This window comes from Clostridia bacterium, assembly GCA_036562685.1.
Classification (GTDB): Bacteria; Bacillota; Clostridia; order Christensenellales; family DUVY01; genus DUVY01.
Genome location: DATCJR010000035.1, coordinates 1 through 9,902, shown reverse-complemented (window position 1 = coordinate 9,902; position 9,902 = coordinate 1). Strand labels below are relative to the sequence as shown.

General features: G+C 35.0%; 8 protein-coding genes and 1 other RNA gene. 1 reads left to right on the top strand and 8 read right to left on the bottom strand.

Translation table 11 applies throughout. The annotated features are described in order from the left end of the window. The 8 genes from nrdD to VIL26_01280 form a co-directional block, all read right to left on the bottom strand. Positions 1-1,608, bottom strand: a 1,608-nt coding sequence (gene nrdD, locus VIL26_01315; GenBank protein ID HEY8389581.1) for an anaerobic ribonucleoside-triphosphate reductase, incomplete at its 3' end; no start/stop codon positions are given. Between the two features lie 224 nt (positions 1,609-1,832). Further along, positions 1,833-2,171: RNase P RNA component class A (rnpB, locus tag VIL26_01310), an RNA gene on the bottom strand. Between the two features lie 108 nt (positions 2,172-2,279). Continuing rightward, the gene (locus tag VIL26_01305; GenBank protein HEY8389580.1) at positions 2,280-3,506 is read right to left on the bottom strand and encodes a U32 family peptidase; all 1,227 of its coding nucleotides are present in this window, start codon (positions 3,504-3,506) and stop codon (positions 2,280-2,282) included. Between the two features lie 14 nt (positions 3,507-3,520). After that, the gene (locus VIL26_01300; protein ID HEY8389579.1) at positions 3,521-4,129 is read right to left on the bottom strand and encodes a class I SAM-dependent methyltransferase; all 609 of its coding nucleotides are present in this window, start codon (positions 4,127-4,129) and stop codon (positions 3,521-3,523) included. 5 nt (positions 4,130-4,134) lie between these two features. Beyond that, positions 4,135-5,784 carry a ribonuclease J gene (locus tag VIL26_01295; GenBank protein HEY8389578.1) on the bottom strand — a complete coding sequence of 550 codons (1,650 nt, stop codon included), beginning with the start codon at positions 5,782-5,784 and terminating at the stop codon, positions 4,135-4,137. Positions 5,785-5,949: 165 nt separating this feature from the next. Next, positions 5,950-6,978, bottom strand: a complete 1,029-nt coding sequence (locus tag VIL26_01290; GenBank protein HEY8389577.1) for an NDP-sugar synthase — start codon at positions 6,976-6,978, stop codon at positions 5,950-5,952. Between the two features lie 70 nt (positions 6,979-7,048). Next, positions 7,049-7,441: a sulfite exporter TauE/SafE family protein gene (locus VIL26_01285; protein HEY8389576.1), complete on the bottom strand. Its 393-nt coding sequence runs from the start codon at positions 7,439-7,441 to the stop codon at positions 7,049-7,051. Between the two features lie 23 nt (positions 7,442-7,464). Continuing rightward, positions 7,465-7,833, bottom strand: coding sequence for a sulfite exporter TauE/SafE family protein (locus VIL26_01280; protein ID HEY8389575.1), 369 nt, complete (start codon positions 7,831-7,833; stop codon positions 7,465-7,467). A 175-nt stretch (positions 7,834-8,008) separates the two neighbouring features. On the opposite strand from VIL26_01280, the gene VIL26_01275 reads away from it, so the two are divergent. Continuing rightward, positions 8,009-9,902 (top strand): hypothetical protein (locus VIL26_01275; protein HEY8389574.1); only part of this gene is annotated, 1,894 nt, incomplete at its 3' end.

Below are 9,902 nucleotides of genomic sequence, written 5' to 3'. Positions count from 1 at the left end.
ATCAATCCATACTCCTTGACCCATTAAGAATGGGAAGTTGCGTACTTTCTTATGACGTTGAATTTCAAATCTGTCTAACAACTGCCTTACGACCAAATCCATCATTTTTTCGAGTTCATTGAAAAACACATTGATATCTTTGTTGGATTTTATGGCAATTCTAGGAAGATTGATAGAAGTAAAGCTCAAATTTCCTCTTCCGTAAGATACTTCTTTGTCAGGGTTAACGGCATTGCCCATAACACGTGTACGGCAACCCATATATGCAACTTCAGTTTCAGGATGACCAGGCTTATAATATTGCAGGTTAAAAGGAGAATCCACAAAAGCAAAATTAGGGAAAAGCCTTTTTGCGCTTACACGGCATGCAAGTTTAAACAAGTCATAATTGGGCTCTCCGGGATTATAGTTAATGCCCTCTTTTACTCTAAATATGTGTATAGGAAATATAGGAGTTTCACCCAAACCAAGTCCTGCTTCAGTAGCTAACAGAACATTTTTTATAACCATTCTGCCTTCTTCAGAAGTATCCATACCATAGTTAATAGAACTAAACGGAGTTTGAGCTCCTGCGCGGCTGTGCATTGTATTAAGGTTATGAACAAGCGCAACCATGGCTTTATATGTTGCTTTATCAGTTTGAGTTACTGTTTCATTATAAACAAAATCCTGGATTTTATTTATAATCGATTCATCGTTAACATACCTTTTGAGTACTTCTTTTTCGGCTTTGGCATATTCTTCATTACGCTTCAATGCGGTTTTAATTCCGCTTTGATTTTCAATTTCATTAAGAAGTTCTTCACTTTCTGACAAAGTTATATCAGAATTAGCAAGAAGTTTTAATGCTGAATACAAATTTTGTATATATGTTTTTCTAAATGTCTTAGCAACACCTTTGGCAAGGCCGTAATCAAAGTCAACAATGCTTTGACCGCCATGCTGGTCATTTTGGTTGGATTGGATGGCAATACAAGCAAGCGCAGCATAGCTTGAAATATTTTGAGGTTCTCTCAAAAATCCATGTCCAGTAGAAAAACCACCTTTAAATAATTTGGATAATTCTATTTGGCAGCATGTGGTTGTCAAAGTATAAAAGTCCAAATCATGAATGTGTATATCGCCATCTCTATGAGCTTGGCTTTGTTCGGGACGCAAGATATATTTTTCATAAAAATCTTTGGAGCCTTCTGAACCGTATTTTAACATAGTGCCCATTGCCGTATCACCGTCAATATTGGCATTGTCTCTTTTCATATCACTCTGCTTAGATTCAGTAAAAGTAAGCTCATTATAAATACGCATCAAAGAACTATTTCTTTCTCTTACTTGAGAGCGTTGAGCACGATATAATATATATTTCTTTGCCACATAGGCATAACCGTTTTCCATAAGAACTTGTTCTACCAAGTCCTGAATTTCTTCCACGCTTGGATTATGATCTGAAAAACGTTCGTTAAGCATGCGGTCAACTATTCCGGCTAACCTTTTATTTTCTTCCTCATTATTACGTCCACAAGCACTCATCGCTTTGGAAATTGCGGCAGTTATTTTATTGAGATCATATTCTACCTGTCTGCCGTCACGTTTTATTATTGCTTGAACCATCCATACCCTCCATATAACTTTATCAAAATGTAGTGCCTTTTGATTATAATACCCCAATATATAGTGCGTCAAGAAAAAAGATTTGCTTTTGTGATAAAATTACACAACAAAAGGCGGCTATACTATAAGAAAAAATAATAATAAACTTTATGGTAATAAACGTCTTTGTAATTATAAAAAATAAAGCGGTCAGAAATGCTTTTCATCTCTGACCGCACAAAAAATTATGCAGATGACCTGTAAGCCGAGTTCTGTCGTGAATGATCATCTATCTTGACATATCGTTGCCGATATGTTCCAGCGATTTTGTCGAGAGTTACGGCGGACAACCTTGCACTCTCTATCTTGCATCAGGCGGGGTTTACAATGCCGCATAAGTCACCTTACACGCGGTAGGCTCTTACCCTACCCTTTCACCCTTACATACCCTAAGGTATGCGGTTTGCTTTCTGTTGCACTTTCCTTAAAGTCACCTTCACTGGACGTTATCCAGCGCCCTGTCCTGCGATGCTCGGACTTTCCTCATTTTTTTATTCAAAAAATGCGATCATTCAGTCAACTGCAAAATAAATTATATCATATTACAAGCTATTTTATAAAGTAAAATTTTGCCATTAGGTTTGATTAGATAAAAAAGCACGCAAGAATTGTATATCAATTACATCGCCTTGTCAAAGACTTGGATTGTCCAATTTTTTTCTCAAAATGTCGCCTGGGTTTAGATGTAAATCTGAAAAGATATAAACATCTTTTTGAACCTTGTCAGCTTTTTGAATTTCCTGTCCTTTTTCATCCCACATCTTTTCTATCTTTATTTTTTTTAGAAACATATCTGAAGGGGACAAAATTTCTAATTCATCTCCAACACAAAAGCGATTGCGCTGTTCTACTAATATCTTGTTATCTTTATATCCTTTTACTATTGCCACAAAATCATAGGTCTGTACTGTTCGTGAAGATTGATAGGACTGTTCGGGTTGACCAAAATAAAAGCCAGTAGAAAATTCTCTATGAGAAGTTTTTAAAGGTTCTTCAATCAAATATTGCGGCAAAACATATTGCGAATTTCTTTTTAAAATATCCAACGCTCTTCTGTATGCATTAATGACAGTTGCCACATAATATGACGTTTTCATTCTGCCTTCTATCTTAAAAGAACTTATACCGGCATCTCTTAGCTTATCTAGATACATAAGCATATTTAGGTCTTTTGAATTAAGAATATATGTTCCTTTTTCGTCTTCGCTTATCTCTAGCGGTTTGTTAGGACGCGTTCTTTCTGTTATAAAATAATCCCAGCGGCAAGACTGAACGCATTCTCCACGATTGGAATCTCTGCCGGTAAAATAATTGCTCAACAGACATCTGCCAGAATATGAAATGCACATTGCACCATGCACAAATGCTTCAATTTCAATATCTGTTTTCAAATTATCTTTGATCGCCTTGATTTCGTCCAAGGTAAGTTCTCGAGCCAAAATCACTCTTTTGACTCCCTGCCTTGCATAAAAATCAATAGTACGGGCATTGGTGGTATTAGCTTGAGTACTGATATGGACATCAAGTTTTGGATAGTCGCTTAAAACCATATCCATAACGCCAAGGTCGCTGACTATTACGGCATCAACTCCTGCTTCGCTTAATAAACCAAGGTATTCTTTCATTTTTTCAAAATCTTTATCGCGAGCGAAAATGTTTACCGTAACATATAGTTTTTTTCCTGCGCTATGCACCAGTTTTACCGCTTCAAATATCTCCGAATCGGTAAAATTTTGAGAATATGATCTCAAGCTGAAATTTTGTCCGCCCATATATACTGCGTCTGCGCCGAAATACAAAGCTGTTTTTAGCTTTTCCATATTGCCTGCAGGGGCAAGCAGTTCTATTTCATTTTTCATATCTTTCTCTTTCTTTAAATTTTTTGGCATATTGCCACGTGGTCATTGCCCGCTTCAAAAATTTCGCATTTTAAATCGGGATTCATTACAATAGCTTTTTGAAATCTTTGGAGATTTACGGCTATTGTGCGCATTTTGTGATATGTTTGTTTACCGTTTTTTGAAAGTCCATGAAAAGACAAGTTATCACAAAACATAATACCACCGCTAGGCAGTATTTTTAAAATCTGGGGCAGATAATTGATATATTGCCCTTTAGCGCCATCCAAAAAGATCAAATCAAAACTTCTGTTTTCCAATACATATAATCCCAAAATTGCTGCTGCATCATCCAATATCATTTCTGCGTTTTTATATAGGTCTAGCGCTTTTAGATTATCCATGGCTAACTCATATCTTTCGGGATCAATTTCTATGGTAATAAAACTGATTTTATCCAAATCAGCATAATTTTTGACGCAATTTAAAATTTTGGCTGCAGAATAGCCTGAACCTGTTCCTATCTCCAAAATCTTTTTAGGCCGATGATTTTTAATAGTCTTTTCAAGCAACGCCCATGCTTCATCATTAATGGTAGGAATATTATGTTCTTTGGTGTATTGCAAAATATCCTGTATTGTCATAAAAATTAGTTTTCGATTATTATAGGTAAAATCATCGGGCTTCGCTTGATTTTTTTGTTCAAGAAATTACGAAGATTTTTTCTGATATTGTTTTTGAGAATTTCTCTGTCAACTTCTACTTTTAGGTCAATGCCGTTAATAGAATTGATAGACACCTGTTTGATTTCTTCTATCAAATCTGCGCTTTCTTTTGCATATATGAATCCTCTTGTTATAACATCAGTTGACGAAATCGTGCCGCCTTGCGAAATACTCATTATTACAAGTAATACACCGTCTTCAGACAAATGTTTTCTGTCTCTTAAAACTTCGGATCCTACATCGCCTATACCTGCTCCATCAACCAAAACATTACCAGCTGTAACATTGTCTGCTCGTTTGAAGCATTTGCGGGCTACTTCTATCTTGCTGCCTATTTCTGCCATAAACATATTTTGAGGCTTATGTCCTAATTCCCGCACCATCTCCATGTGCTGTTTTAGGTGTCTAATCTCGCCATGAATAGGTATAAAATATTTAGGCTTTACCAAAAGATAAATAAGTTTTAGTTCTTCTCTAAAAGCATGTCCTGAAACATGGACATCCGCCAAAGATTCGTAAATAACCTTGGCTCCTTTTTGATATAAATTATTTATAACATTATAAACCAGCTTTTCATTGCCAGGTATAGGAGAAGCCGAAATAATTATCGTGTCGTTATCAGTTATAGAGACTTTGTTGTATTCGCCGCTTGCCATGCGTGTAAGCGCGCTCATTGGCTCGCCTTGAGAACCTGTCGTGATAATAACAAGCTTGCTGTCATCTAATTTTTTGGTCTTTTCGATATCGACAATGTTGTTTTTGTCGTATTTTATTTCGCCTATTTTGGATGCTGCTTCCATCACGTTAAACATACTTCTGCCGCTGAAAGCAACTTTTCTGCCGTATTTTTCAGCCAGATCAATAATTTGCTGCACCCTGTGAATATTAGATGCAAAGGTTGCCACAATCAAACGTCTGCCGGTATTTTGTGCAAAAATATTATTAAGAGATTTTCCTACTGTGGATTCGCTCATAGAATACCCTTGTCTTTCAATATTGGTACTCTCTGAAAGCATAAGCGTTACGCCTTTTTTTCCTATTTCGGCAATCCTTGCCAAATCAATTATATCTCCATCAATAGGCGAATAATCGATTTTGAAATCTCCGGTATGGAATATATTTGCAGCAGGACATTGAATATATAAAGCAAAACTACCTGAAATAGAATGGTTTACTTTTATAAATTCTATCGAAAAAGCTCCTGCTTTTATAATCGAATTCTTTTTTATAACATTGACATTGACATTTTCTAATTTGTGTTCTTTGAATTTATGTTCCAAAAGCGCAAGCGTCATATTGGATGCATAAATCGGGACATTAAGCTGTTTTAAAATGTACGGCAAACCGCCAATATGATCTTCATGACCGTGTGTAATAAAAATTCCGCGTACTTTATGAATGTTATCAATAAGATAACTAACATCAGGAATAACTAAATCAACACCAGGCATATCAATGTTAGGAAATGCCGATCCGCAATCAACTACAATAATGTCATCCTTATATTCAAATGCGGTGATGTTTTTTCCAATCTCTCCTACACCGCCCAAAAATATTACCTTAAGTGTATCCAAAAATCCTCCATATAAATCACGCCTCAAAATAGGCTCGTTTTGTCTTAAATATTTGTTTGGTGGTTTTATTATATATCAAAAGGAAGCATTTTACAAATAATAATTCTTATGACAAAAAGCATCAAATAATTAATTTGATGCTTTTTTTGCTTTTTATAATATTATCTAATTATTATTTACAGCAACTTGAGATTTGTCTTGCGGTTTTTGATATACCTGCTGATATGTTTGTACCGGTATATAATGCTCTGGCGTAGCAATTACTCCATGACAAGAAACATCCAAAATCGTATTGTCAGCAATGATACAATTTGATAATGAGATATTTCCGTCAATATAGCAGTTATTTCCTATGATAACATTATTGCCTATATCGACTTTTAATCCTATATAACTTCTTTTTCCCATATAGGTACGCCTGTTTCCAAAGTCATATAAACCTTCTAATCCATTAGTGAATATAGATAGTCCGCTTCTTTGAGATAACATATCTATATTTGCCTTAAAATACTCGTCTATACATCCGATATCACACCAATATCCGTTAAGACGATAAGTAAATATTTTTTGATGTTTTTTTAGAATAATGGGAAACAAATCTTTTGCAAAATCAAAAGGGGTATTTTCCGGTATATTTTTAAGTATCTGAGGGTTTATTATATAGATGCCGCAATTAATCAAATTGCTGTCTGTTTCATGGCTTTTGGGCTTTTCAAAAAAATCTGTTACATAGCCTTGACTGTCCGTCTTAACTACACCATAAAGCGAAGGATCCAAAACTTCTGTAACCGCCATAGTGATATCCGCATTGCTGTCAATATGCGCATGAAAGATAGCATCTATATTAATATTGGTAAGCGCATCACCGCTAATCACTATAAAAGGTGCTTGGTCGTCAAGCCAATCTTTTGCAGCTTTAACGCTGCCTGCTGTACCTAGCGGATTTTGTTCTATAAAATAATGAAATGTTCCAATAAAAGCTTGATTTAACGAATCAATAATCATATCCGGCATATGCATAAGAGTAACCGCTATATCATTGATTCCGTAACTTTTTAATAAGTCTATCGTATAAAAGATAACAGGACGATTAAGAACAGGCATAAGGGGTTTGGGAAGTTTTTGGGTAAGAGGCATAAGTCTTGTTCCTCTTCCTCCTGCCATAATGATTGCTTTTCTCTTTTGAATTTCCAAAATCTAAACACCTCAAAAAAAAGTCAATGTATTTAGATTGTGCAAAACACCTTTAAAAATTCAAGTGCAATCATTCTTTTTGCTGCTTTTGTTTTTTGTTAATGAATATATCTTCTATCAAAATCCAAATGCCTAATATCGCCAAAAATCCGCCAAATAATCTTGACAACAAATCAGAATTAATTTTTTTAACAAGCAATGAGGATAATGTGCTGGCCGCCAAAGCCGGAATAATAATAAATAAAACGCCCTTTGTTTTAACCAGCTTATTTTTAAAATGTAAAATCAAAGCAACTAATGCCATAGGAATAAAAGACACGAGATTAATTGCCTGTGCTGTATGCTGATCAACTCCGCCAAGCATTGTCAAAAGCGGTATCAAAAGCGTTCCGCCGCCCATACCCATGCCACCTAACACACCGCCTGCAATACCTATTAAAATGAATTTAATTATTTGCCACATTTCTTAACGCCTTTACTAATTTTTTATGGAAAAAACACCATTTTAAGTCCAACTGCAGTCATAATGACAGCAAAAATAATACGAATAACTTTATTGTTAAGTTTGGATAATAAAACAGCACCCAAAACTCCGCCTGCAATAACACCTGCACCTGCAGACAAGCCAATTTTTAGTTTGAAATAGCCAGATATTATGTATATGATTGCGCTTACTATACAAAGAGGCAAAATAATTAAAATGGCGGTTGCGTGAGCAGTCTTGGTTTTATTTTTTAACACGCGTTCTAATACAGGAACAGCGATCATTCCGCCCCCGCCGCCAAAAAAGCCATTGACAAAACCAATTACAGCACCACATAATATCAGCATTAGAGTTTTTGGAAATTTTTTCATATTGTAAATAGTTTTGCCTTAATCTACCAAAAATATGAAATATAACAAAAATAAAATAAAACAGCCAACAAGGTATATTATAATTGATTTTAAGACGTTTATTTAATATAATTATAGTTAAGTTTAAAATAGGATAAATGTGTATTTTATACGATTATCATTAAAGGGTGATAAAATGACTAAAAGACTAAGCATTATATTGTTGGGCATAATTATAGCATTTACAACAATAATAGGCAATTTTAATTTGTCGTTTTTTGTAAATGCTGCTAAAAACGATGACGAACAAGTTGTCATAATGAAACCTCTTGTTGAAGAAGACTTTTCAAGTGCTGGGACAACTTATCCGTCCGCTCCTAGCGGTTGGTCAGGAAGCACATTAAATAACAAAGTATCTTCAGATGTTGCTGCTGGTGTTGTAAGCTTAAAAGTTGATTCACTTATGAGTAAAGTTAAAGACAAAGACAATCCATACAAACTTCCGAATGATTTTGAATCAACGATAGATTTAAACAAAATCTTAAGTCCTGATCAAGACGATAAAGCTGATAAAGTATTAATGATTAGCAGCCTTAATACAACAGCTTATTCTTATAAGTCAAGTACATATACAATTAACGCAAATTCATTTTATAAATTAAGCGTTTATGTTTATACTCCTGACTTTTCAACTATTGGCGATAATGCCAATTATGGTGCGTTTATTGCAATAAGCGGCGATATAGAAGCAGTAAGCGAACCTATTAACACAAAACATTCATGGCAAAAATATTCAATATACTTTACAGGTTATAGTTACAAATCAGCTTCTGTTTCTGTTTCTCTTCAATTAGGTGATGCAAGAACAGTTGATGGTCAACAATCTTTAAGACCTGCTTCTGGATACGCTTTCTTTGATTTGGTTGTGTTGCAACCCATTTCATATGAAATTTATCAACAACACAAAAACTCTCCTGCCTCAAATACTTATTTTGCAGATGATCTTATTGACGATATAACTCCTGCAGATTTTAATGGAGATTTTGAATCAGGATTAACTAATTGGAAAAGTGTAGGAAATACAGCCGCTATAACTACTTCAAGTGACGTTCATCTTCCTTTTGGTACTCATGCTTTGAAGATGAGCACTGAAGGTCTTGGTAAAGGTTATGCTGGTTTGCGTTCTTCTGTTTTGAATATTGAAAGACATAAATATTACAGAATTGGAATTTGGCAAAACAGCGCAGATGTGTTGAGCGGTTCTGGCTATGCAACTGTAGTTACCAAAGACAAAAACAACAATTATGAGACACTTGCTACTTTGAGCAGCTTTACTCAAAATCTTGGCGAAAATTCTTGGCTAGGCAACTGGAAACAAGGAAGCTTCTTTGTTAAAGGCTCAGCTCTTATGGATAAGCAAATTTATATAGAGCTGTGGTTTGGAGAAAGCTCATCTTTGGCAAGCGGTACTGTTTATTATGACAACATCACATTAGAAGAAATTTTGCCTGAGGAATATACTTCCAATTTAGGTAACGGAACAACAGTTACATTCTCAGATACCGCCGGAAGCCCGACTTTGACCAATGGTGACTTTAACTCAATAGGCAATTATGAAACATATTCATATCCTATGCCTGTTGCATCATGGACAGCCCTTTATGATAAAGATAATGAAGATAACACTATAACAGGTATAATAAGAGGCGACAAAGATCATTTCATTGCTAATCGCCAAAACTACGGTGCGCCTTCTTATCCTTATACAGAAGATCAGCCTAACACCAATTTGCTTATGATAGCTAATACTTCACCCTCAGCATATGGATATTCAACTTCAATAAGTATTGATGCTAAAACTGATAGTGCTGACTCTTACAAAAAGATTTTAGTGAAACTTCAGACACAATTAGCTAACAAGCAATACGGTGCTGAATTGATATTAAAAAGAGATAATGTAGTTATTTCAAAATTCTCAAATATAGATACCAATGGACAATTCAAAACATTTAATTTCTATGTTAAAGGCGGTATCACATCTCAAACCTTGACTTTAGAAATTTGGCTTGGTGTTGAAGGTGGTTATAACA

Excerpts from the sequence above, each read along its gene's own strand:
- VIL26_01285 (HEY8389576.1), bottom strand. The coding sequence starts at position 7,441 with ATGTGGCAAATAATTAAATTCATTTTAATAGGTATTGCAGGCGGTGTG.
- VIL26_01305 (HEY8389580.1), bottom strand. The coding sequence starts at position 3,506 with ATGAAAAATGAAATAGAACTGCTTGCCCCTGCAGGCAATATGGAAAAG.
- VIL26_01300 (HEY8389579.1), bottom strand. The coding sequence starts at position 4,129 with ATGACAATACAGGATATTTTGCAATACACCAAAGAACATAATATTCCT.
- VIL26_01280 (HEY8389575.1), bottom strand. The coding sequence starts at position 7,833 with ATGAAAAAATTTCCAAAAACTCTAATGCTGATATTATGTGGTGCTGTA.